Annotated in this window: 19 protein-coding genes; 9 read left to right on the top strand and 10 right to left on the bottom strand. The window is 70.1% G+C overall.

All coding sequences use genetic code 11. From position 1 onward, the window contains the following. Position 1: 1 nt before the first annotated feature. The 3 genes from ACJ8AT_RS28655 to ACJ8AT_RS28645 form a co-directional block, all read right to left on the bottom strand. Positions 2-1,045, bottom strand: a complete 1,044-nt coding sequence (locus ACJ8AT_RS28655; RefSeq protein ID WP_407741074.1) for a nucleotidyltransferase family protein — start codon at positions 1,043-1,045, stop codon at positions 2-4. After that, entirely contained in the window at positions 1,042-2,526 is a 1,485-nt protein-coding gene (locus ACJ8AT_RS28650) for an MraY family glycosyltransferase (protein WP_407741134.1), read from the bottom strand. Before ACJ8AT_RS28650 ends, ACJ8AT_RS28655 begins: the two co-directional genes overlap by 4 nt. A gap of 65 nt (positions 2,527-2,591) precedes the next feature. Continuing rightward, complete coding sequence (locus tag ACJ8AT_RS28645; RefSeq protein ID WP_407741073.1) at positions 2,592-3,767, bottom strand: glycosyltransferase family 4 protein; 1,176 nt, start codon at positions 3,765-3,767, stop codon at positions 2,592-2,594. 148 nt (positions 3,768-3,915) lie between these two features. Between ACJ8AT_RS28645 and ACJ8AT_RS28640 the strand changes: the two genes are divergently transcribed. Both ACJ8AT_RS28640 and ACJ8AT_RS28635 read left to right on the top strand, forming a co-directional pair. Next, positions 3,916-5,004 (top strand): acyltransferase family protein, encoded by a 1,089-nt coding sequence (locus tag ACJ8AT_RS28640; protein WP_407741072.1) that lies wholly within the window; start codon positions 3,916-3,918, stop codon positions 5,002-5,004. 52 nt (positions 5,005-5,056) lie between these two features. After that, complete coding sequence (locus ACJ8AT_RS28635; protein WP_407741071.1) at positions 5,057-6,148, top strand: acyltransferase family protein; 1,092 nt, start codon at positions 5,057-5,059, stop codon at positions 6,146-6,148. A gap of 13 nt (positions 6,149-6,161) precedes the next feature. Here ACJ8AT_RS28635 and ACJ8AT_RS28630 read toward each other — a convergent pair whose 3' ends face one another. From ACJ8AT_RS28630 to ACJ8AT_RS28615, 4 genes are read right to left on the bottom strand one after another with little or no spacing between them, the layout of a single operon-like run. Next, entirely contained in the window at positions 6,162-6,713 is a 552-nt protein-coding gene (locus ACJ8AT_RS28630; RefSeq protein ID WP_407741070.1) for an acyltransferase, read from the bottom strand. Positions 6,714-6,731: 18 nt separating this feature from the next. Beyond that, a complete protein-coding gene (locus tag ACJ8AT_RS28625; protein ID WP_407741069.1) occupies positions 6,732-7,643 on the bottom strand; it encodes a glycosyltransferase family 2 protein in 912 nt (303 codons plus the stop codon). Positions 7,644-7,649: 6 nt separating this feature from the next. Beyond that, the gene (locus ACJ8AT_RS28620; protein ID WP_407741068.1) at positions 7,650-8,603 is read right to left on the bottom strand and encodes a glycosyltransferase family 2 protein; all 954 of its coding nucleotides are present in this window, start codon (positions 8,601-8,603) and stop codon (positions 7,650-7,652) included. Next, entirely contained in the window at positions 8,600-10,120 is a 1,521-nt protein-coding gene (locus ACJ8AT_RS28615) for an oligosaccharide flippase family protein (protein ID WP_407741067.1), read from the bottom strand. Before ACJ8AT_RS28615 ends, ACJ8AT_RS28620 begins: the two co-directional genes overlap by 4 nt. 180 nt (positions 10,121-10,300) lie before the next feature. On the opposite strand from ACJ8AT_RS28615, the gene ACJ8AT_RS28610 reads away from it, so the two are divergent. The 7 genes from ACJ8AT_RS28610 (at position 10,301) to ACJ8AT_RS28580 (ending at position 17,982) form a co-directional block, all read left to right on the top strand. Then, the gene (locus tag ACJ8AT_RS28610) at positions 10,301-10,966 is read left to right on the top strand and encodes a class I SAM-dependent methyltransferase (RefSeq protein WP_407741066.1); all 666 of its coding nucleotides are present in this window, start codon (positions 10,301-10,303) and stop codon (positions 10,964-10,966) included. After that, on the top strand, positions 10,912-12,138 hold the full coding sequence (locus tag ACJ8AT_RS28605; protein WP_407741132.1) for a glycosyltransferase family 4 protein: 1,227 nt from the start codon (positions 10,912-10,914) through the stop codon (positions 12,136-12,138). Before ACJ8AT_RS28610 ends, ACJ8AT_RS28605 begins: the two co-directional genes overlap by 55 nt. Then, positions 12,135-13,280 (top strand): glycosyltransferase family 4 protein, encoded by a 1,146-nt coding sequence (locus tag ACJ8AT_RS28600; protein ID WP_407741065.1) that lies wholly within the window; start codon positions 12,135-12,137, stop codon positions 13,278-13,280. The genes ACJ8AT_RS28605 and ACJ8AT_RS28600 overlap by 4 nt, the downstream gene beginning before the upstream one ends. A gap of 36 nt (positions 13,281-13,316) precedes the next feature. Then, positions 13,317-14,495 (top strand): acyltransferase family protein, encoded by a 1,179-nt coding sequence (locus ACJ8AT_RS28595; protein WP_407741064.1) that lies wholly within the window; start codon positions 13,317-13,319, stop codon positions 14,493-14,495. 424 nt (positions 14,496-14,919) lie between these two features. Next, positions 14,920-15,561 carry a prepilin-type N-terminal cleavage/methylation domain-containing protein gene (locus ACJ8AT_RS28590; RefSeq protein WP_407741063.1) on the top strand — a complete coding sequence of 214 codons (642 nt, stop codon included), beginning with the start codon at positions 14,920-14,922 and terminating at the stop codon, positions 15,559-15,561. 46 nt (positions 15,562-15,607) lie between these two features. Further along, positions 15,608-16,843, top strand: a complete 1,236-nt coding sequence (locus ACJ8AT_RS28585; RefSeq protein ID WP_407741062.1) for a glycosyltransferase family 4 protein — start codon at positions 15,608-15,610, stop codon at positions 16,841-16,843. Next, complete coding sequence (locus tag ACJ8AT_RS28580) at positions 16,840-17,982, top strand: glycosyltransferase family 4 protein (RefSeq protein WP_407741061.1); 1,143 nt, start codon at positions 16,840-16,842, stop codon at positions 17,980-17,982. Before ACJ8AT_RS28585 ends, ACJ8AT_RS28580 begins: the two co-directional genes overlap by 4 nt. Positions 17,983-17,987: 5 nt before the next feature. On the opposite strand, the gene ACJ8AT_RS28575 is transcribed toward ACJ8AT_RS28580, so the two are convergent. From ACJ8AT_RS28575 to ACJ8AT_RS28565, 3 genes are all read right to left on the bottom strand, one after another. After that, positions 17,988-19,133: a glycosyltransferase family 4 protein gene (locus ACJ8AT_RS28575; RefSeq protein WP_407741060.1), complete on the bottom strand. Its 1,146-nt coding sequence runs from the start codon at positions 19,131-19,133 to the stop codon at positions 17,988-17,990. Beyond that, on the bottom strand, positions 19,105-20,433 hold the full coding sequence (locus tag ACJ8AT_RS28570; protein ID WP_407741059.1) for a hypothetical protein: 1,329 nt from the start codon (positions 20,431-20,433) through the stop codon (positions 19,105-19,107). The genes ACJ8AT_RS28575 and ACJ8AT_RS28570 overlap by 29 nt, the downstream gene beginning before the upstream one ends. Before the next feature lie 212 nt (positions 20,434-20,645). Next, a partial coding sequence (locus ACJ8AT_RS28565) for a glycosyltransferase (protein WP_407741058.1) occupies positions 20,646-21,720 on the bottom strand: 1,075 nt, incomplete at its 5' end.

Raw genomic sequence — 21,720 nt, 5'->3', positions numbered from 1 at the left:
CTCACCGTCGCGGCGCCCTCGGGAGCCGCGCGCGGAGGGCCTCCCCGAGCCGCCACAGCGCGTAGCGAGCCATCGGGCCTGCACGAGGCGCGAGCAGGAGCTTCGCGGCGGCCCACCCCGCCCGGTGCTCGACGAGCGAGGTGCCCAGCAACTGCTCCTCGGAGAAGAACCGGGAGGCCAGCAGCCGCTGCCAGCGCGGGGGGGCCAGCTCCGCGAGCACCTCCGGCGGAAGAGGCGCTCCCAGCAGCCGGCTCGCGGCCTCCAACGCGTACCACGCCAGCTGCGGCAGCGCCGTGGCACGCGCCACCTCCACCACGCGGGGCCAGCTCAGCCGCGGGTTCGCTAGCACCAGCAGCTTCAAATCGAACAGCCACGCGAGCCGCTGGAGCAGGTGGTTGCTCGCATGGAGCGACAGGTACACCAACTCCTCCTCCGCGCGCAGGTAGCGCACGCGCCGCCCTTCCAGCTCACCCTCCTCGGCCTGGGCGAGCAGCGCATCGGCCTCCAGCGCCTGTCCGTACCCCACGAGCGCTCGGAAGTGCAGCTCCACGAGCCCGGCGGGGCCCTCGAACTCGAGGTGATGCGAGTGCTCTCCCCCATGCCCTGGCTTCTCAGGCGCCCGCCTCAACCCCAGGCCTTCCAAGGCGCGCGAGGACGTCTCCACCTGCGCTCCGGCCACGAGCAGATCCACATCCGTGGTGGCCCGGTGGAAGGGCTCCGGGTACAGCCGCCGCGCCAACGCCGTGCCCTTGAGCACCACGGGCACCACCCCCACCGCGGCGAGCGCATCCAGCGAGCGCAGCAGGAGCGCATGGACCCGGATGGCACGCGCGGCGCTGCTCTGGGACTCGCGGCGCAGCAGCTCGCGGGCGCCCGCTGGCAACACCCACCCCGCCCGCTCCGAGGCATGCACGGCGAAGCCCGCGAGCCCGTGACGCGCGGCGGCTCGAACGAAGGCCTCGGCCTCCACTGGAGGAGTGCCCGCCGGAGCCTCCGGCCACGCGTGGAGCAGCGCCAGGAAGTCCCGCGCGCCCACGCGCGTCACCGCCTCAGCGCTACGACACGGCCCGGCTCGGCCTCGGCGAGGGCCATGAGGCTGGCGGCGCGCTCGGCCACGGCATCGGCGACGAGCTCCACGGCTAGCTCTTCATCCCGGCTCAGCTCCGCGCGCCCATCTCTCCAGGACAGGCTGAGCCAACCGAGCGGCTGCTCCGCCTCCTTGATCTCCACCCGCATGTCCAGCGACAGGGCGGAGCCCGCGGGACGCAGAGTCTCGAAGACGATGCCCTCGGTGTGCCCGTCGCGCTGGTGCTGGAGGCGCAGCTCCAGCCGGGCCACATCCAGCGCCTCCGCGAGCGGGCGCACGGCGTCCCACACCGCCGGGAGCGACGGGGCGGCGCGGATCGCCCGGGAGTACTCCTTCACCAGCGAGCGCAGGCGGATGTTCTTGCGCCGCGCCTCTCCCACCGCACCGGCCCGGCGCAGGTCCAGGTACCCCAGCTTGCGCATGAGCACGAAGATGACCACGGCCATGCCCACCAGGAGCATGGCGCTCTGGGCGCTGTTGGCGAAATTGAGGCCCAGCGCGGTGAGGGTGAACAGGGCGCACAGGCCATAGAGCACCAGCACGGCCGAGCGGTGGCTGAGCACCAGCCGGCTCATGAGGCGGTGGTGGATGTGCTCCTTGTCCGCGCTGAACATGGGTCGGCCCATGATGGAGCGGCGGATCATCGCCAGCAGCGTGTCCATGATGGGAAGGCCCAGAGCGATGACGGGCACGAGCATGGCCACTGCGGTGCCGCTCTTGGTGGACGTCTTCAGGGAGACGGCAGCGAGCACGAAGCCGAGGAACATGCTCCCGGTGTCGCCCATGAAGATGGAGGCCGGGTTGAAGTTGAAGACGAGGAACCCGAGGATGGCGCCGGCCAGCGCCGCCATCAGCAGGCACATGACGACATCCCCGCGCACCAGCGAGAGGATGAAGTTGGTGCCCACGCCGAAGAAGGCCACGCCTCCGGCCAGCCCATCCAGCCCGTCGATCAGGTTGAGTGCGTTGATGACCCCGACGATCCACAGCAGCGTGAACGGCAGGCTGAGGACGCCCAGGGAGAACTCCGCCCCGAACGGGTTGGCGATCAGCTCGACGCGGAAGCCCAGCATGTAGAGGGCGATGGCCACGCCGAACTGGACGCCGAACTTGAGCCGGGCGCCCGCCCCATGCAGGTCGTCATACAGGCCGAGCATGGCGATGGCGGTGCCACCACAGAACAGGCCCCAGACGAGCGTCTCGTAGGAGCGGAACAGGTAGCCCACGCCTGAGTCGACGAGGAACAACGCGCACAAGGGCGCGAAGAAGCCGGCGACGATGGCGATGCCGCCCAGACGGGGAATGGGGCGGACGTGCACCTTGCGGCTGGAGTTGGCCTGATCCACCCAGCCCCACGCCAGGGCCCGGTTGCGCACGACGAGCGTGAGCACCAGCGCAACCATCAGCGAGAGGAGGAAGGTGACGAAGAAGGTGATCATCGAGGCCGAGCCAATCGCCATGGTGACGGCGGGCGGCGTGGCGCGTCAATGTTCGCTCCAGAAAATTACCCGGCTGCGCGTGGCTCGCTTGCCTGCTCCCCCTCGCCTCGGAGGACCGACTCGTAGACTCGCAGGGTTCGCAGAGCCACCTCCCTCCATGTCATCCCCTGTACGGCGACCTGCGCCGCCCGCCGCACCTCGAGCAGCCAGCGCCGGTCCTCGGCGCAGGCGCGCACGGCGGAGGTGAAGCCAGGCACATCGCCGATGGACAGCAGCCGCCCGGTCTCTCCGTCGCGGATGACTTCCGGCGCCACGCCCACGGGCGTCGAGAGGGGCGCGAGCCCGCAGGCCATGGCCTCGACGAGCGCCATGCCATAACCCTCGGCGTGGCTGGGGAAGAGCAGCACCTCCTGCGCGCGCAGCAGCTCCGGCAGCTCCGCGTGGCGGTAGCGAGGTAGCACGCGGAGGCGCTCGCGCACGGGAGCGGGGAAGGCCGCGAGCACCTCTGCCTCGCTCATGCCTGTACCCAGCAGCGTGAGCGAGAAGGCCACACCCTGCTCCACCAGCGCCTGCGCCACGGCGACGACATCCTCCCGGCCCTTGCGCTGAATCCACGAGCCCACGAAGGCAAGGCGCAAGGGGCTCTCGTCGAAGGGCTCGGGCGGCGGGAGCGCGCGGAAGGACTCGGGCAGCCCGTGGGGGATGAGAGAGATGCGGCCACCGGGGACGCCCAGGCGCTCATGCGCGTAGTCGCGGTCCATGGGGTTGAGGAGCACCACATGATCCGCGAGCAGGAGCGACTGGCGCACCTCCCAGAGCCGGAAGCCGCCGTGGTACAGCGGGTACTTCCAGCTCAGGCGCGCCAGGCCCGCGCGAGCGTCCGCGCGGAGCTGCTCGGAGACAACCTGCTCCAGGCCATGGCTGCGGGTGAGGAGGGCGTGGCGGCGCCGGGCACCGGGACGGCCCAGGCGCGCCCAGGGCCAGTTGTCGCCGGTGGTGATGTCGAGCACATCGAAGCGCCCGGCGTTGCGCGCGAGCCACGCGGACAGCGCCCAGGGGAAGCGCACGTTGTGCCAGGCGGAGTACGCAGTGACGCCCGGGAAGGCCTGATCAAAGCCGTAGTAGAAGACGTTGCAGCCGAGCTCGGCGAGCGCGCTCCCCAGGGCCAGGGTGACGCCGGGAGCGCCGAGGTTCGGATCAAGCTGGTGATGGATACCGAGGAGGACTCGAAGGCCAGACACGCCGTCACCGAGGAGAAGACAGCCCAGGTGCTGGATAGCACGGAGGGTTCTCGAGGGGTGGCACTTGAAATCGAGGGGTCGGCTCCCTGGATGCTTTGAGGGGCAGGGAGACCGGGCCAGAATGCGCCGCGGCGCACTGCACCGTCCTATGCTCCCCTCGTCTCCCTACCCCACCCTGCGGCAGTGTCTGGACGGGAAGCGTAACAACCTGGACTTCATCCGGTTCGTGGCGGCGGCGGGGGTGATCTTCTCGCATGCGTTTCCACTGGGCCAGGGCCTGGGGACACGAGAGCCGCTGGAGGACTTCACGCGGGGGCAAGTGACGCTGGGGCGGCTGTGCGTGGCGGTGTTCCTGGTGATCAGCGGGCTGCTCATCACTCAAAGCTATGAGCGCTCGCCGAACCTGGCGCGCTACTCGTGGGCGCGAGTACTGCGCATCTTCCCGGGGCTGGGGGTGGTGCTCCTGGCAAGTGCGTTGCTGCTCGGGCCTGCGCTGACGAGGCTGCCCCTGGGGACATACTTCCAAGCGCCGGAGACGTACCTGTACCTGTTGCGTAACTTCACGCTCTACGCGCCGCAGTGGAACCTGCCCGGGGTGTTCCAGGGGAATGCGTACCCTGGCGCAGTGAATGGCTCGCTGTGGACACTGAAGTACGAGGTGGGCTTCTACCTGCTCGTGGCGGGCCTGGGAGCCGCGAGACTGCTGCGGCGCCAGGTGGCACTGGCGGGCTGGGTGGCAGCGGCGCTGGTGCCCTTCGTGCCGCATGTGGGGCCCCGGTTGAACCTGTGGCCGGAGCTGTACCTCTACTTCGGCGGAGGCCTGCTGCTGTACTTGTTCAGGGAGCGAGTGAGGCTGAGCCCGTGGGTAGCACTGGGGTGCGGGGTGGCGCTGCTGGTGACTGCGCGGCTGGGAGTGGGGTTCCAGCACGCGCTGGGGTGCTGCGGCGCGTACCTGGTGCTGTATCTGGCCTTCCTACCAAGCCGGCTCGCGGGCTTCGCGCGTCGTGGGGACTTGTCCTACGGCGTGTACATCTACGCGTTCCCGGTGCAGCAACTGGTCACTGCGCTGATGGGTGGCCACGTAGTGTGGTGGGTGAATGCGGCGGTGTCGCTACCGGTGGTGGTGGCTCTCGCGGCGCTGTCGTGGCACCTTGTGGAGAAGCGAGCGCTTCAGCTGAAGCACTCGCCGCCGGCACTGCTGGTTCGGTTGCTTCCGGGAGAAGCCCGTGCGGAGTGACGGCCCGGCTCCGGCGCTGGACTCAGATGCGCCTCCTCAAGCGCCTGCTCTCGTGCGGGCATCGGCTGAGGTGCCCTCCGTGCCCGCCGAGGCGCGCCAGGACGGGCTGGATGTCCTGCGAGCGCTGGCGATCCTACCGGTGCTGTTCTTCCACGCTCCCGAGCAGATCTACCAGGCGCTGCCCCCGCTTCTGCAACGCGCCACCCGGTTCGGCTGGGTGGGGGTGGATCTCTTCTTCGTGCTGTCGGGGTACCTCATCGGGCGGCAGGTGTTCTCAGCAAGGGCGGATGCGCCACTGGGGACGCAGCTCCGTCACTTCTGGGTGAAGCGCTGGACGCGCACCCTGCCGCTGTACTTCCTGGTGCTGGGCACCTACGCGTTCATCAAGCCGCGGCTGCTCGGAGCGCCCTTCGTGGGAGGCGGCTGGCACTACGCGCTCTTCCTGCAGAACTACCGCCCGCTGCGGGACTTCGTGCAGAGCTGGTCGCTGTGCGTAGAGGAGCACTTCTACCTGGTGCTCCCGCTGCTGGCGTTCGGCCTGCGCGCCCGAGCGTGGCCGGCGTGGGTCTGGCTGGTGCCGGCCATAGCGAGCCTGGCGGGGCGGGTGCTCGTCTCGCGGACGCTGCCCATGGACACGCCGGTGCTGGAGCTGATCCCCGTGCTCCAGTGGCCCACGCACTTGCACCTGGACGGACTGGCCGTGGGCGTCTTCCTGGCGTGCACGGCGCCACGCTGGCAAGGCTGGGCCGTGTGGCGGAAGGTGGCGAGCGCCGCCATGGGGCTTGGAGTGCTGGCGATGACGCTGGCGCTGTGCGGCCCAACGCTGCTGGGAGCTGCACGGCTGTGGGTCTTCACGGGGCTCAGCGTGGGCTTCGGGCTGGTGCTGGTGGGAATGGAGTCCGTGCGGCTGCCGGCCCCCGTGAGGCGAGCCGTCTACGCAGTGGCGGTGACGTCCTACGGGGCGTACCTCTGGCACGGTCTGGTGGTGCGAGTCTTCGAGCGAAGCCACTTCACGCTGGGCGGCTGGGGGCTGAATCTGCTGGCATTCATCGGGGCGACGCTGCTGGTGTCGGCGCTCACGTACCGGCTGGTGGAGAAGCCGGGGCTGAGGCTGAGGCGCTGGCTGCTCGGGACGAACCGCTGAGCGGCCCAATACTTCACGTCCTGGCCCGGACCACACGCGCGGGAGTGCCAGCGGCCACGACATTCTCCGGCAGGCTCCGGGTCACCACACTGCCGGCGGCGACCACCGTCCCCCGGCCAATGGTGACTCCCTTGAGGACGATGACCCCCGCGCCCAACCAACAGTCCTCTCCAATGACCACGGGACTGGTGGTTCCCAGTTGGAGGCGCATGGGGGTGCCCAGGCTCATGCCGTGGTTGGTGTCGGTGACGTAGCAATTGGGCCCGAGCATCGTGTCCGCGCCAATCTGGACGGAGCTCGTGCTCTCGATGATGGATTGGGCGCCCAGAAAGACGTGCGCGCCGAGTTGGATACGGCCCAGGGAGTGCTGAGCCGAGAGCGCGGATATGTGGAGTGAGACATGAGCGCCCAGGATGCAACGGTCGGCGATCTCCAGGAGATCCGGCCGGCTGATACGGACTCCTGGCCCTACGTGGAGGCGCCGGGAGCCGCGGTAGCCGCGCAGCACCAGCGCCTGGACGCGCAGCCGGGACTGGGCTCTTTCATAGAGAGAGTAGAGATCCATTCTGAGACCCGCGCGGCATCAACGCCGGAGTTGCCGCAGGACCGACGCGACCATCCACGGTGGAAAGCCTAGCATGTAACGCCAGCGAGGCACGGAGAGGTGCCCTCGCAAGCTCCGGCGATACAGCTCCAGCGCCAGTTCCGGCCGCCCGCCCTCGACCAGCCACCGCGTCACGTGCCGCGCATTGTGGAGGATCAGCATCAGCCGCTCCCGCTTGCGAGCCGCTCCTCCTGGATAGCCGCCGAGCCGCTCCTGCTCGAGCAGGTAGCACAGCCCCTCGAAGCCCCGCTCGAGCTCCCTCGAGGAGGAACCTCCGTGCTGGCGGTAGCCCACCGCCAGCGGCGCCTCCACGCAGACGAAGCCACGCTCCGTGCCCAGGCGGTAGAGCAGATCATGATCCTCGCCGCTGATGCGCCGTGCCGTGAACCCTTCTACCCGGCGCAGCGCCTCGGCGCGCACGGCGATGACACACGCGGTGCGGACGAAGGACTCCTCCGCGGTGGCGAAGTAGTCCGCGAACGCATGAGCACGGAGTGTCTCGCGGCGCACCCGGCCCAGTTCCTCCGGGTGATGGAAGGGCGCGGGAGTGCCCATCACCACCGAGGGCTCCCCGTACATGCCGATGGCTTGCTTGTACGTCTCCAGCGTCCACGGGAACCACAAGTCGTCGCTGTCCAGAAAGACGATGTACCGGCCCGTGGCGTGCTGAATGCCCAGGTTCCGCGCGGCGCCCTGCCCCTGGTTCGTCTGGCGCAGCGCGCGCACGCGCTCGCCGTACCGCGCGAGCACCGCCTGCGTGTCATCCGTGGAGCCGTCATCCACCACGAGCACTTCGAAGTCGGTGAGCTCCTGAGCGAAGACGGATGCCAGCGACTCCTCGAGCAGCCGGGCCCGGTTGTAGGTGGGGATGACGATCGAGAAGAAGGGCATGGCCGCCTACCCCACGCGCGCGCGCAGCCCCATCTCGGAGATGCGCACAAAGGTGGAGAGTTGCCGCTTGTAATCGCTCAGGCTCACGCGCCGCCGCAGCAACGTCTGCGTCAGCACGAACGCGTTCCACGGCAGCGTGCCCACGAGGATGAAGCGCAAGAGCTGCTCGTGGAGCCGGCCGTGGTGCTTGCGGAAGAAGGCCAGGCGCGTGCGCCACAGCTCCACGCGGATCTTGTCCGGGCCCGAGGCCGAAGGCCGGAAGGAGCGGCTCGTGAGGTGGGTGATGACGGCATCTGGGCAGAAGGCCACCTCCCAGCCGGCCTTCCCCGCTCGCACACACCAGTCCGTGTCCTCGGTGTTGCCCAGCGGCGAGAGCTGCTCGTCCAGCAGGCCCACCTCGCGCAGACACTCCGCGCGCACGACGATGCAGGCGCCCAGCACCCAGCTCACGCGCGCCTGCTCGTAGCCGTACTGCGCCGGGTGGATGTGCCGCACCTTGAGGAAGTGCAGCGGGCGCGGCAGGAAGCAGATGTCCCAGAGCGCCGAGGCGAGCGTCATCTCCCGGAAGGCGCAGTTCTGCACGGTGCCGTCCGCGTTGAGCAGCTTGGCCCCGGCCATGCCCACGCGGGGGTTCGCGTCCATGAAGCGCACCAGTGAGTCGAACGCCCCCTCGTGGACAATCGTGTCGTCATTGAAGACGCAGATGTAACGAGCCCGCGCCTGGGACAGCACTTGGTTGTGGTTGGCGGAGAAGCCCTTGCGCTCCGTGTTGAAGAGCCAGCGCACCTGGGGAAAGTCGCGCCGCATGGCCTCCACGCCGCGCCCATCGGTGGCGTTGTCCACCACCCACACCTCGAAGGAGCACTGCTTCGTCGTCGCGAACAGCGTGCGCAGACAGTCGTGCAGCAGCTCCGGGTTGCTGTGGTTGACGATGGAGATGGCGAGATCGGGCTTCGTCATGGCGAAGACTCCCGAGGCACCGCGCCCCGGAACCGGGCCCGCACGAGGGCGACAATGGTACGCAGCTCGGCCACCAGCGGCAGCGGCCCAGGCAAACGCTCGCGCACGAGGACCAGGCCGCAGAACAGCGCCCCGCCGGCGAAGCCCTGGGCCCACACTCCCTCGCGGACGAGATACGGCGTGCCGAGCAGCACTCCCAGCAGCAGCAGGCCCACGGTGACAACGGGCTCCACCACCTCCACCACGAGTCCCCGGAGCGCGGGGTTGAGCCCTGTGACGAGCCAGGCGGTGGCGGCCAGCTCGCCCAGGCTGACGATGCTCCCCAGGGGTCCGACGCCCATCAGCCCGAAGCGCTGAACGAGCCAGAGTGCCAGCGCCCACTTGGACACGCCCACTCCCACGGTGACAGCAAGCCGCTGCCAGGGCTGGCCTCCGGCATTCTGCGCCGTGGCGAGCAAGCCGATGAGCGTGGTGAGGATGCACTCCATGCTGAACCACTGCACCAGAGGGACGGCGGGCACCCAGCGCTCACCGAAGAACAGGGGCACGGCCACGGGCACGGCGAGCACAGCCAAGGGGATGAGCAGGCACAAGGCGGCGGACAGGCGCCGCAGCGAGGTGCGCAGATACTCGGCGAAGCCCACAGGGTCCTCCTGCAGGCGGCAGTAGGCGGGGAAGGCCACGCGGTTGAGGATGACGCTGATCAGCATCGGCGTGGAGGCCAGGGCCCAGGCCCAATTGACGAGGCCCACCGCGTCCTTGCCCAGGTAGCGCCCCACCACGAGGGGCACCCAGCCCGCGGTGAAAGCGGCCACCAAAGGTGGGAGCTGGAACGCCAGTCCCATGCTCAGCAGCCGCCGGATGATGGAGCCATGAAAGGTGAGCCGGGGCCGCCAGGGAGAGGCCTGCCAGATACACAGCAGGCCGACGGTGCCGCGCACCAGACCTCCGCCCACCAGCGACCAGGCCCCACACCCCAGCGCCGCCAGGGAGAGGGTAGTGACCACCTGCGCCACGTTCTCGATGAGCTCGGCGCGGGCGATGACGGGGAAGGCCAGCCTCCGCTCCAGCGCCATGAGGGGGATGATGCGCAGGGAGAAGAAGAACAGGCTCGCGGCCAGGACGTAGACCATGGGGAGCGCCTGGGCCCCCAGGGCGTACCCCGCGACGAGGCCGGGGGCCAGCGCGACGACGATGGCGACGAGGAGCGCCGTCAGCAGCTGGTGGCCCCAGAAGATGGTGGAGGTCTCTTCCGGGGTGGGTTCGTGGGACTGGTGCACGAGGGCGGCGCTCAGCCCCAGGTCTCCGAGGAAGACGCCCAGGTTGGCCGCATAGGAGACGATGCCGAAGACGCCATAGTCCTTGGGGAAGAGCAGGCGCGACAGGACCAGGGCGCTGACCACGCGCAGGCCCTGGGAAGCCAGAGTCCGCGCGACGAGGACGAACACTCCCTTCTGAGCGCGGGCCTTCACCTCGGCGGCGGTGACTGCGACTTCTGGGGCGGCGGTGGCGTTCATCCGGAGACAGGCCGCGCCCGCCGAGGCCTGAAGCGCGCGCGAGCCTCGAATGCTACCGGCGGCTGGCGCTGCTCTCAAGCACGGGCCGGCGTGCCCGCTCCCCTTCCGAGCGAGGCGCGCCCCAGAGCCGTTCGAGTCTTTTGACACTCCCGGAGCGCGAGGACTACGGTCCCGCGCCGCATGCAACCGGGCCCCATCCTGAACTTCCTCCGGAGCGAGGTGCTGGTAGGTGAGCACGAGGTGTTTCACCGCACCCTGCGCGACGCGCTCGTGGGGACGTGTGACAGCGTGCTGGACGTGGGGTGTGGGTTCAACTCGCCGCTCCAGCACTTCTCGCACCTCATCCCGCGCACGGTGGGCGTGGATGGCTACGACAAGGCCATCGAGCGCAGCCGTGCCGCGGGGATCCACCAGGAGTACCACTGCATGGATCTGCTGAAGGTGGGGGAGTTCTTCGGGCCGAAGAGCTTCGATGCGGCGATCGCGCTCGATGTCATCGAGCACTTCGACAAGCCGGACGGCTATCGCCTGCTGGAGACGCTTGAGTCCATCGCCCGCAAGCGGGTCATCCTCTTCACGCCCAACGGCTTCCTGCCGCAGGACGAGTGGGACGGCAACGTGCACCAGCACCACCGCTCGGGCTGGGAGGTGTATGACTTCGAGCTGCGCGGCTACCGCGTCATCGGCATGAGCGGGTGGAAGCCCCTGCGCGGCGACTACGCCCTGCCCCGGATCCGCCCGCACCGGCTGGGGGGCCTGCTGTCACGCCTCACCGAGCCGTTTGCCACCCGATTCCCGAGACATGCCTTCCAGCTCCTGGCCATCCGGGACATGGAGGCTTCCTGAGCCGTCCCCCCCCGCCTGCCTCGGAGGTCGCCTGGCACCTGCTCACGGGCGAGTACCCACCCGAGCCCGGTGGCGTCAGCGACTACACGCGGCTGATCGCGCGGGAGCTGGCGTGCCGAGGCCTGGAGGTCCACGTGTGGGCTCCCGGCAAGGCCGGGGAGACGCGGGAGGAAGGTGTCACCGTGCACCGCGCGCCGGGCCTCTTCACGCCCGCGGGGCTGATCCGGCTGTCGCGGGGGTTGGAGCGCTGCCGGGCGCCGAGGCGGCTGCTGCTCCAGTACGTGCCGCACGCGTTTGGACTGAAGGCGATGAACGTGCCCTTCTGCGCGTGGTTCGCCGCGCGCCGCAAGGATGAGCGCTGGGTCTTCTTCCACGAGGTGGTGTACCCGTGGAGCCCGCGCGCTCCGCTGCGCCACCAGGTGCTCGCGGGCACCACGCGGGTGATGGTGCGGCTGGTGGCCCAAGCGGCGGACCGGTTGTTCGTGTCCATTCCCAGCTGGGCCGAGCACCTGCCCGCGCGGATCCGCCGCCGCGCCGAGTGGCGCCCCGTACCCAGCAACTTCCCCACGCAGGTGCCCGCCGAGGCTGCCGCTCGCGTGCGCGCGGAGCTGGGCGAGGGGCTGCTCCTCGGACACTTCGGCACCTACGGCGCCCTGCTCTCGGGGCCGCTGGAGCGCGTGCTCGTCCCGCTGCTGCGCGCGGATCCGCGCCGCCGCGTGCTGCTGCTGGGCCGGGGCAGCCACGCCTGGCGGGAGGGACTGGCTCAGCGCCACCCCGAGCTGGCTCGCCAACTCCTCTCCCGCGATTCCCTGGCGTCCGATGCGCTCGCGGCGCACCTGATGGCCTGTGAGCTGCTCGTCCAGCCCTATGTGGATGGCGTGAGCACGCGGCGCGGCACCACCATGGCGAGCCTGGGCCTGGGCCGCCCGCTCGTCACCAACACCGGGCACCTCACCGAGCCCCTCTGGCGAGAGCTAGGCGCCGTCGCCCTCGTGGAGGGAACGGATCCCGCGCCGTTGATTGAGGCCGCCGAGCGACTGCTGGCTAGGCCCGAGGAGCGTGCGGCGCTGGGCTCTCGCGCGGCCGAGGTGTACCGGGAGCGCTTCTCCCTGGAGCGCACGATGGAGGCGCTGCTGGGCTCCGCGCCACCTGAGGGAGGTGGGCGCCCATGAGGTCCGGTGCTCCGCTGAAGCTCGCGCTGCTGATGGATCCGCGCGAGGAGGGCTGGCCCAGCATGGACCTCGTGGGCGAAGCGCTGGAGGAAGAGCTGTCCGCGCTGCGCTCGGAGGTGGAGGTAGCGGCAGTGCGCCCGCCCATCCCGCGCCTCATCCAGCGCCTGCCAAGACTCCCCGGGCGTACGGCCTTCAACGCGGATCGGCTGCTCACGCGCTTCGGTGCGTACCCCGCACGCGCCCTGCTGGAGCGAGGCCGGTATGACGCCTTCCACGTGGTGGATCACTCATACGCGCAGCTCGTCCACGCCCTGCCCGCGCGGCGCACCGGTGTCTATTGCCACGACCTGGATACCTTCCGCTCAGTGCTCGAGCCGCATCGCGAGCCGCGCCCCGCCTGGTTCCGGCTCATGGCTCGCGCAACCCTCCTCGGCCTGGAGCGCGCGGCCGTCGTCTTCCACGGCACGCAGGCCGTGCGCGCGGAGCTGCTCACCCACGGCGTGGTGGATCCGAGCCGGCTCGTCTGGGCTCCGCCTGGAGTGTCTCCGGAGTACCGCCCCGACCCCGCTCCAGGAGACACGAGCAGCACCGTCCTCGCACCGCTTGGGGGACGGCCCTACCTGCTGCACGTGGGCAGCTCCATTCCGCGCAAGCGCCTGGATGTGCTCTTCGCCGTATTCGCCGCGCTGCGCGCCCGGCACCCGGAGCTGCGGCTCGTCCAGCAGGGCGGTGCTCTGACTCCCGCGCAGCGCGAGCAGGTCGCACGGCTGGGCATGAGCGATGCGCTGCTACAGCCGCCGAAGCTGGACCGGGCGACGCTGGCGGGGCTCTACCGCGGGGCGCGCGCCGTGCTCGTCACCAGCGAGGCGGAGGGCTTCGGGCTGCCTGTCATCGAGGCGCTCGCGTGTGGCGCTCCCGTGGTGGCCAGCGCGCTCCCCGTCCTGCGCGAAGTGGGAGACACCGCCTGCCTCTACTGTCCTGCCGGTGATGTGGAGGCGTGGGTGGCGACCCTGGACGCGCTGCTCTCCGAGCGGCAGCTCCCACCCGCTCGCGAGGTCCGGCTCGAGCGCGCTCGTCGGTTCACCTGGCAGGCACACGCGCGCACGGTGCTTGAGGCATATCAGCGGCTCGTCCCGCGCTGATGGCACGGGGCTGCTACGATGCGCCCGCTTTCATTCATGGCCTCCTCGCCCTCTCCCACCCTCCGACGCCCCGCGCTCGATGCCTGTACCGGGCTGCGCTTCTTCGCCGCGTTGAGCGTGGTCGGCTACCACTTCTACTGCCCTCCCTGTGAGCCCAGCGCGCCGGTGTTCCTCGGGCGCTTGCTCGAGGCGGGCTTCACCACGGTCAGCCTGTTCTTCGTCCTGTCTGGCTTCATCCTCGCCTACAACTACCTGGGCGAGCGGGGCGGCTTCATGGGCACCGCGTGGGACTTCTACCGGGCCCGCTTCGCGCGCATCTATCCCATCTACCTCCTGGCGCTCGTGGTGGACCTTCCCTTGTTCATCCACTTCCTGCACCTGGCCCAGCCCGCCGCCACCCCCACGGAGGCGGCTCGCATCTCCGTCACCACGCTCACCTTGACGCAGTCCTGGTTCGATCTGAGCCGCCCCACCTGGAACATCCTGGCGTGGACGCTCTCGATTGAAGCGTTCTTCTACGCGGTGTTCCCCTTCCTGGGCCCCTGGCTCGCGCGGCAGAGCTCACGCCGGCTGCTGGGCGTGGCCGTGGGCGCCTGGCTCGTGGGGACGATGAACTTCATCTCGGGAGAGCTCGCCTCGATGCTCTCCACACACGGCGCTCCACAGCTCGTGGTCCAGGCGCTGCGCGTGTGGAGCCTGCTGCCCGAGTCCGCCCTGCCGGTAGGCCGGCTGCACGAGTTCGTCATGGGCATCTGCCTCGGGCTGTTGTTCTGCCGCCGCACCTCCCAGGGCAGCCAGGGCTGGCGAACCGTGGGGCTGCTCGCCACGTGCGCGGTCATCGCCGCGGTGATCATCTGGCTGCCGCCCAAGCCCTCGGCGGGAGTGCAGATGGGGGTGCTCGTCCCGCTGTTCGCCGTGTGCATCTGGCTGCTGGCGTGCGGCGTCTCCGGCAACGGGTTGACGCTGGGGACGCGGCTGCTCGTGCGGCTCGGCGGCGCCAGCTACGCGCTCTATCTGCTCCACGGCTCGATGATGAACTACGCGCTCGCCCTCAACACCCGCACGCTGGCGCTGCCTCACAACCTCGTCGCGCTGCTCGTGGCGCCCCTCGCCGTGGCCCTCTCCCTCCTGCTCTTCCACCGCGTCGAGGAGCCTGCTCGACACTGGCTACGCAAGGCTCCCCGCGCTGTTGCGAAAAGCGCGGCCATCGGGTAATACGGTTCTCACCAGCGCGCCGCGCGGATCCACTCGCGGATCATCTCGTGCGGCGCGAGTGGAAAGATTGCCCTCCAGTGGAGCCACGCTCCTGGAGGCGCCGACAAAAAGTGTCACCTCCTGACAAATTTGGTCATGTCGTTCACTGGCACTCATCGGCGTGCGACGCGGGTCTGAGTCCACGGTGAACACACAACGGCTCCGACGCACTGTGCAGAGCCAGTGTGCATACGACAGCCCCCACGGATCCGGCGGCGCGCGATCGGATCATCCGTGCAAGGCAGTTGGATCTCACACAAGCGCGCTGGACGCGGAAAATCGCCTGTTTCCGCCACCGCGCGCGGGCCGCTGACACAAAGCGTATGGCTCGGCGCTTGCTCCCTCGACAGGGCACGACGTTCTTTGTCCCTCTCAAGGAGCCCCCATGGCGACCCGCCACTCCCACCGTGGATTCACCCTCATCGAGCTGATGATCGTCGTGGCGATCATCGGAATCCTGGCGAGCATCGCAATCCCGAGCTTCCTGCGACTCCAGGCGCGCGCGCGGCAGTCCGAGGTGGCCACCAACCTCAAGAGTCTCTTCACCAGCATGCGCACGCTGCAGAAGAAGCCCACGGATGACATCCACTCCACGGGCTTCGCCGCCGAGCGCGGCAACCGCTACAGCTACCACCTGGAGAACAACTGCTCCTCCAGCGAGGACCGAAGCAAGGTGGATGCGGTGCTGCACCCCGTGGACAAGTGCGTCGGCGTGGACACCTTCCGCTTCTCGGACTTCCCGGTGACGTTTGCCGTGGTGCCCCCCACCAGCACTGGGTGGGACGCGAAGGGCATGGCCAACGGCATGAACGTGAACGCGGGCCTCTTCGGTGACGAGCAGACCTGGTCCTTCCTGGTGTACGCCGCCGGTGACGTGGACAACAACCTGGGCGACTCGGCGGACACCTGGTTGATCTCCTCGTCGGATGGCGATCTCGAGCCCGCCTGCCCGAGCACGGGCGGTGTCATGGAGCACATCGCCGCGGGCGAGCCGTTCAACTCCAACAATGACGTGGACTGCAACTAGCGTCCCGCTTGACCGCCCGGTGCCGCTCTGATTCGGTCACCGGGCCTTGCGCATCCTCTTCCTCAATCCCGTGGGAGTGCTGGGCGGGGCCGAGCGCGCGCTGTTGGATCTGCTCGCGTGCCTGCGCCGGCTTGATCCGGCGCTGTCGCTGCACCTGCTCGCCGGCACCGAGGGGCCGCTGTTGGATGAAGCGCGGGCGCTCGGGGTGGACTCGCGGCTGCTGCCGCTGCCCGAGCGGCTCTCGGCCCTGGGAGACAGTGGCCTTCGCGGGCAGGGAGCTGGGGCCCTCTGGGGACTGGCTCGCGGCCTCGCGCCTGTGCCGGGACTGCTCGCGGGGTACCTGCATGCGCTGCGTCGCGAGGTCCGCTCGCTGCGGCCCCAGCTGCTCCACTCCAATGGCATCAAGACCCACCTGCTGAGCCCCGCCACGATGGGCCTGCCGGTGGCGAGGGTGTGGCACATCCACGACTTCATCGGTGAGCGCCCGCTGGTGCGCCGGGCCCTGCGGGGCCTGCGGGCCCTGGCGACGGCGGCGATCGCCAACTCTCGCGCGGTGGGCACGGACGCTGGCGAGGTGCTGGGCTCCGTCCCCATCCATGTCGTCTACAACGGCGTGGATGTGGAGCGCTTCGCGCCGGGGCCGGGCGAGGGCTCACGGCTGGATGCGCTGGCGGGGCTGCCACCGGCGCCGGAGGGTACGCTGCGACTCGGGTTGGTGGCCACCTATGCGCGCTGGAAGGGCCACGACCTCTTTCTCCAGGCCGCGGCCCGCCTGGTTCGAGAGCGGCCCACCCGGCCCGTGCGCTTCTACCTCGTGGGCGCGCCGCTCTACCGCACGCCGGACTCCCAGTTCTCCGAGGAGGAGCTGCGCGGGCTCGTGGAGCAACTGGGGCTGAGCGGGCGAGTGGGGCTCGTGCCGTTCCAGCGCGAGCCCGCGGCGGTGTACCGGGCGCTGGACATCTTCGTGCACGCGAGCACCCGCCGAGAGCCCTTCGGCCTCACCATCGCGGAGGCGCTGGCGTGCGGCAGGCCGGCGATCATCTCTCGCGCGAGCGGCGCCGCGGAGCAGCTCACCGAGGGCGTGGATGCGCTGACGCTGTCCTCGGGGGACGCGGAAGCGCTGGCGGCGGCGATGCGGACCTTGGTGGGGGATGCGGGGCTGCGCGAGCGGCTGGGGCAGGCGGCGCGACGGACGGCGGCCGAGCGGTTTTCCCGAGAGCGCTACGCCCGGGAGATCCTGAACATCTACCGCGCGCTCCCGCGCACCGAGGGCTCGTCGTGAAGCGGCCACGCCGGCTGATCAGCGTCTCGCACTCGTACGTGGTCACCCTCAACCGGCGCCTGGCCAACGAGATGGCGCGGGTGGGCGCGGGGCGCTGGGAGGTGACGGCGGTGGCGCCGCGCTTCTTCCATGGAGATCTCAGCCCCATCACGCTCCAGCCCGAGGCCAGCGAGGCGAGCCAGATCGAGGCCGTGCGGGCGCTCTTCAGCCGCTCGGCGCACATGTTCCTCTATGGTCCGGAGCTGCGGCGGAAACTGGCGAGCGGAGCGGACCTGGTGCACTCGTGGGAGGAGCCCTACGTCTTCGCGGGCGCGGAGGTGGCGCTGCTGACGCCCCGGCGCGTGCCGCTCGTGTTCTCCACGGCGCAGAACCTGTTCAAGCGCTACCCGCCGCCGTTCGCCCAGCTCGAGCGCTTCGTGGTGTCGCGCTCGGCGGGCTGGGTGGCCTTCGGGGAGACGGTGAAGCAGAACCTGCTCGGCAGGCCCGGGTATGCGCAGCGGCCGGCGCGCTATATCCCCATGGGCGTGGATGTGGAGCTCTTCCAACCGAATCGGGCGGCGGGCGCGGAGTTCCTGCGGGAGCTCGGGTGGGAAGCGGAGGGTCCACCCGTGGTGGGGTACCTCGGGCGCTTCGTGCCGGAGAAGGGTGTGGAGCTGCTGCGCCGCGTGCTGGAGCGGCTCACCACGCCCTGGCGAGCGCTCTTCGTGGGAGGAGGCCCGCTGGAGCCGAGCCTGCGCGCCTGGGCCGAACGCCAAGGCCACCGGGTTCGAGTCATCACCGGCGTGCCGCACGCCCGGGTGCCCCAAGTGCTCAACGCGATGGATGTGCTCTGCGCGCCGAGCCAGACGACGCCCCGGTGGAAGGAGCAGTTTGGCCGGATGCTGGCGGAAGGGTTCGCGTGCGGAGTGCCAGTGCTGACGAGCGACTCCGGAGAAATCCCTCACACCGCGGGGGACGCGGGGCGGGTGCTGCCGGAGGCGGACGACTCGGCCTGGGCCGCGGCGCTGTCGGAGTTGCTGGAGAGCCCGGACCGCCGCCGAGAGCTGTCCGAGCGAGGCCGCGAGCGCGCGGTGACTCGGTTCGCCTGGCCCGTGGTTGCCCGAGAGCACCTCGACTTCTTCGAGTCGGTGCTCGGCTGACGGGCCTACCTGGCTCGCTCGCGCTCGAGCAGGTCCACGATGGCGGCGGCCATGCCATCCCACGTCTGCGAGCGCAGCTCCCCCGCCAGCCGAGTGGTGTGAGGGAGCAACTCCGCCTCGTGCGCTCTCCACGTCTCCAGGCGCCTCACCAGCTCCTCGGCGTCATCCGGATCATCGATCAACAGCACCCTCAGCTCGGCGGGGTAGCGCTCAGCGACGCCGGCCGTGCGGCTCACCAGCGCGGGCAGCCCGGTGCACAGCGCCTCGTGGACGCCCAGCCCATATGCCTCGTAGCGCGTGGGAGAGATCAGCAGGTCCGCGGCGGCCATCAGCTCGGGCACGTCCTTGCGGAAGCCCAGGAACTGGATGCGCTCGCCCAGCCCGCGCTGCCGGGCCTCGCGCTCCCACACCTCGCGCTGGGCCCCCACGCCCACCACCTTCAAGTCCACATTCCAGTCCCCGCGCGAGCACAGCCGCGCCCACGCTGGGAAGACCGTGTCGAACCCCTTGCGCTTGTCCCCGAGCGCGCCGACGAAGAGCGCCACCCTCCGCCCCTCGGGCCACCCCAGCGCCGCGCGCGCCTCCCGCCGCTCCTCGGGCGCGCGCGGGCGGAAGCGCTCCGGGTCGATGCCGTAATAGATGACATGGACCCGCTCGGGCGGCGCGCCCGTGGCAGCCACCAGGTCCGCCTTGGTCCGCTCCGAGTTGGCGATAATGACTCGCGCGCGCCGCAGCGCCTGGCGCTCGCCGCGCAGGTACAGCCGGTGGCTCACCTGGCCCTTGAGGCGGCGGAGCATGGAGCCGGTGCCCTGAGAGGCATAGGCCCCATGGACGTAGTGGACCCAGTTGGCTGCGGGCACCGCGCAGTTGCCTCCATTGGCCAGCACCTGTCCGCCCTCGGCCAGCGTGCGCCGCGCCCAGAGCCGCCCCGCCACATCCAGCAGCGGCTCGCCCAGCATGTACGCCCCCGCGGGCTTGGGCACGCGCACGAAGCGCACGTTCGGGAAGCCCAGCAGCTCGTCCGCCACTCGGTGCGCAACCAGGCGCAGAGGCACTCCCTGGCGCGCCAGATAGCTCGCCAGCGCGAGGTTGGCCCGATCCATTCCTCCGGTGGCGACGAAGTCACCGGCGATCAGGGTGTAGGGTCTCATGCGGTTGGGGACGCGGAGCCTGCCGGGCCGCGTGGAAGAAGGCGCCGAAGAGCGCGGCGTTGAGGAGCCAGAACTCCATGCCCGCCTGGCTCATGAAGAAGGGGTAGCTAAAGGTGAGGGCAATGGCCCCCAGGTCATATGCGAAGATGAGGGTGCCCCACAGCCACAACTCGCCGAGTTCCTCTCTGCGCAGCGCGAGCCGGAACGTCCAGAGGGCCGTGGCCAGCAACGCCAGCGGGTAGAGCAACAGCACCAGCACCCCGCCGTCGAAGACCCACGCCGTCCACTGGATCTCCGCCCAGAGTGAGCTGCGCGAGGGATCGCTGTTGTCGCCGAAGTAGGCGTTCGCCATCCCGTAGCGCCCCAGCCCCGCGCCCAGCGGGTACTCGGGGACGAAGTAGTTGAGGGTGCCTTCGAGGAAGTAGCCGCGGTTGTTGTAGTAGACGTCGGCCGCGTCCTTCTCGACGAGGCTGTTCCAGCGGGCCATGGCGGCGTCACCTCCGACGCTGGTGGCCCAGCCGATGCCCAACACGGCCAGTCCACCTACCACGGCCAGCAGCTTCGTCAGCCGCAGCAGCCGGCCACTGAGCGCGAGCACCGCCGCGATGGCCAGCAGGCACACCAGGAGCATCAGCGCGATGGCGCGCACCTGGCAGAGGTAGAGGCTGACCACTCCCAGGAAGATGCCCCCCACGCTCAGTGCCCTGACGAGCCCACCCCGCGAGCTGATCAGGAAGCCGGCGCCGAGCAGCACCGCGTAGAAGGCTCCCGTGGCGGCCCCACCGGGCGCATCCGTGAGCCCGAAGGGCCGGAAGACGCGCTCGCCGGTAGCCGTCTCGAACTGGAGGCTGTTGGTGTACTCCTCCCCCATGTTCCCGATCGCCGTGGACAGCGCCGGCTGGAAGCGCCCGGGGAAGTACACTTGGAGCACACCCGTGGCGGCGTTTGCCGCGTTGAAGAGGAACAGCAGCGCCAGCGTGCGCCTGAACGTCGCCGCGTCGATGCGCAACCGTGTCACCCAGAAGAGCGGCCCGAGGATGGCGAGCTGGATGCCGAGCTGCGCCGCCCCGGCCAGGACGCTGTTGGTCCCCGGGTTGAACATGTTCAGCGCGGTGATGCTCATCGAGGCGATCAGGAACGGCGTCGCCGGGTGCCGCAGGCGTCGGCCAGGTACGAGCACGAGCAGCGCCAGGCTCACGCCGAACATGAGGATGCGTACAACTACGCGGATCGCCGAGATGGCCTCCACCAGCAGCGCGAGCTGGCAGACGATCTGGAGGCAGAGGAAGCCAGTGACCATGTGGCTCGAGCCCAAGAAGCGCTGGCGCGCCGGAGCGCCGGAGGGCGCCTCGCTGCTGGCGGCCACCGGCCCCACGGGGGCAGAGGTGTAATCCTCGCCAGCGGCCGGCTGCTCCGCTCGAGACAGCCTGGAGCGTGTATAGCGCTGTCGTAGGACGCCCGGCCCCTGGAGTGGGCGCGCCAATACCGAGGGCACTCCGGGCCTGGGGCCTCTCATGCGTGCTCCTTCGACGTGAAGACACGGATGTCCTCGGCCAGCCCGCGCAGGAAGACCGCGGGACCACACAGCGCCGCGGCGCGCGAGGGACCTCCCGCCCCCAGCCGACGCCGCTCCTCTCCATCCTGGATCAGCCGCTGAAGCGCCTCGGCCAGCCGCTCAGGCTCTGGCGGCACGAGGACGCCGCACGAGCTGTCAATCGTCTCCAGCGGCGCGCCCATGGCAGTGGTGACCACGGGCAGTCCCGCATGCAGTGCCTCGATGAACGCCAGGCCGAACGGCTCGGGGCTCGTGTTGGGCTGACAGTGGATGTCCCCCGCTGCCAACAGGCGCGGCACATCCGCGCGCTGACCGAGGAACCGCACGCGCTGGCGGATGCCCAGCCTGGAGGCCAGCGCCTCCAGCTCCGCCAGGTAGCGCACCTCCATCGGGCGCTGCGCGCCTCCGGCCACCCAGAGCACCCAGCCCGGCAGACTCCTCAACCGCCCGAGCGACTCCAGCAGCAGGCGGTGCCCCTTCCACGCCTCCATCCGACAGCACTGCACGATGACAACGTCCCGCTCCCCCGCGCCCAGCTCGGCGCGAACCCGGGCCCGTTCGCTCGCGGCAACGGGCTCAGGCGCGGGCACCGGGGGATACCTCACCTTGTATCGGGCCCGTGGGTAGACATTCGCCAGCGTCCCCGCCGAGAAGTGACTGTTGGTGATGACCAGATCTGGTTCGGTGACTCGGGCCCAGCGCTCCAGCCAATGGCGCCCGGCCATCGCATCGTGCTGGCAGAAGATGAGCGGCACCTGGCTCGAACGCACCACCGGGCCGAAGAGCGCCTGGGGCCACGCCGCGTGACAGACCACCGCCGCGTACCCGCCCCGCTCCAGCAGCCGCGACAGCTCGCCTCGGGCGCGCCACAGAGTCCACGGGCGGCTCACCCTCACCTCGCCCAGCAGGTGCACCGTGGCTCCCGCCTCGCGAAGCTCCCGGCTCAGCCGTCCCTCGAAGCAGAGCGCGAACTCGTGCACCAGCCCCGAGGAGAGCCGCTGCACGCGCGCCAGCGTCCGTAGGAATGTCTCG

Origin of the sequence: Hyalangium sp. (genome assembly GCF_045802625.1) — a bacterium.
Classification (GTDB): Bacteria; Myxococcota; Myxococcia; order Myxococcales; family Myxococcaceae; genus Hyalangium.
This window is presented reverse-complemented; position numbering and strand designations above follow the sequence as displayed.

Excerpts from the sequence above, each read along its gene's own strand:
- ACJ8AT_RS28650 (WP_407741134.1), bottom strand. The coding sequence starts at position 2,526 with ATGATCACCTTCTTCGTCACCTTCCTCCTCTCGCTGATGGTTGCGCTG.
- ACJ8AT_RS28640 (WP_407741072.1), top strand. The coding sequence starts at position 3,916 with ATGCTCCCCTCGTCTCCCTACCCCACCCTGCGGCAGTGTCTGGACGGG.
- ACJ8AT_RS28630 (WP_407741070.1), bottom strand. The coding sequence starts at position 6,713 with ATGGATCTCTACTCTCTCTATGAAAGAGCCCAGTCCCGGCTGCGCGTC.
- ACJ8AT_RS28625 (WP_407741069.1), bottom strand. The coding sequence starts at position 7,643 with ATGCCCTTCTTCTCGATCGTCATCCCCACCTACAACCGGGCCCGGCTG.
- ACJ8AT_RS28620 (WP_407741068.1), bottom strand. The coding sequence starts at position 8,603 with ATGACGAAGCCCGATCTCGCCATCTCCATCGTCAACCACAGCAACCCG.
- ACJ8AT_RS28615 (WP_407741067.1), bottom strand. The coding sequence starts at position 10,120 with ATGAACGCCACCGCCGCCCCAGAAGTCGCAGTCACCGCCGCCGAGGTG.
- ACJ8AT_RS28610 (WP_407741066.1), top strand. The coding sequence starts at position 10,301 with ATGCAACCGGGCCCCATCCTGAACTTCCTCCGGAGCGAGGTGCTGGTA.
- ACJ8AT_RS28600 (WP_407741065.1), top strand. The coding sequence starts at position 12,135 with ATGAGGTCCGGTGCTCCGCTGAAGCTCGCGCTGCTGATGGATCCGCGC.
- ACJ8AT_RS28595 (WP_407741064.1), top strand. The coding sequence starts at position 13,317 with ATGGCCTCCTCGCCCTCTCCCACCCTCCGACGCCCCGCGCTCGATGCC.
- ACJ8AT_RS28590 (WP_407741063.1), top strand. The coding sequence starts at position 14,920 with ATGGCGACCCGCCACTCCCACCGTGGATTCACCCTCATCGAGCTGATG.
- ACJ8AT_RS28575 (WP_407741060.1), bottom strand. The coding sequence starts at position 19,133 with ATGAGACCCTACACCCTGATCGCCGGTGACTTCGTCGCCACCGGAGGA.
- ACJ8AT_RS28570 (WP_407741059.1), bottom strand. The coding sequence starts at position 20,433 with ATGGTCACTGGCTTCCTCTGCCTCCAGATCGTCTGCCAGCTCGCGCTG.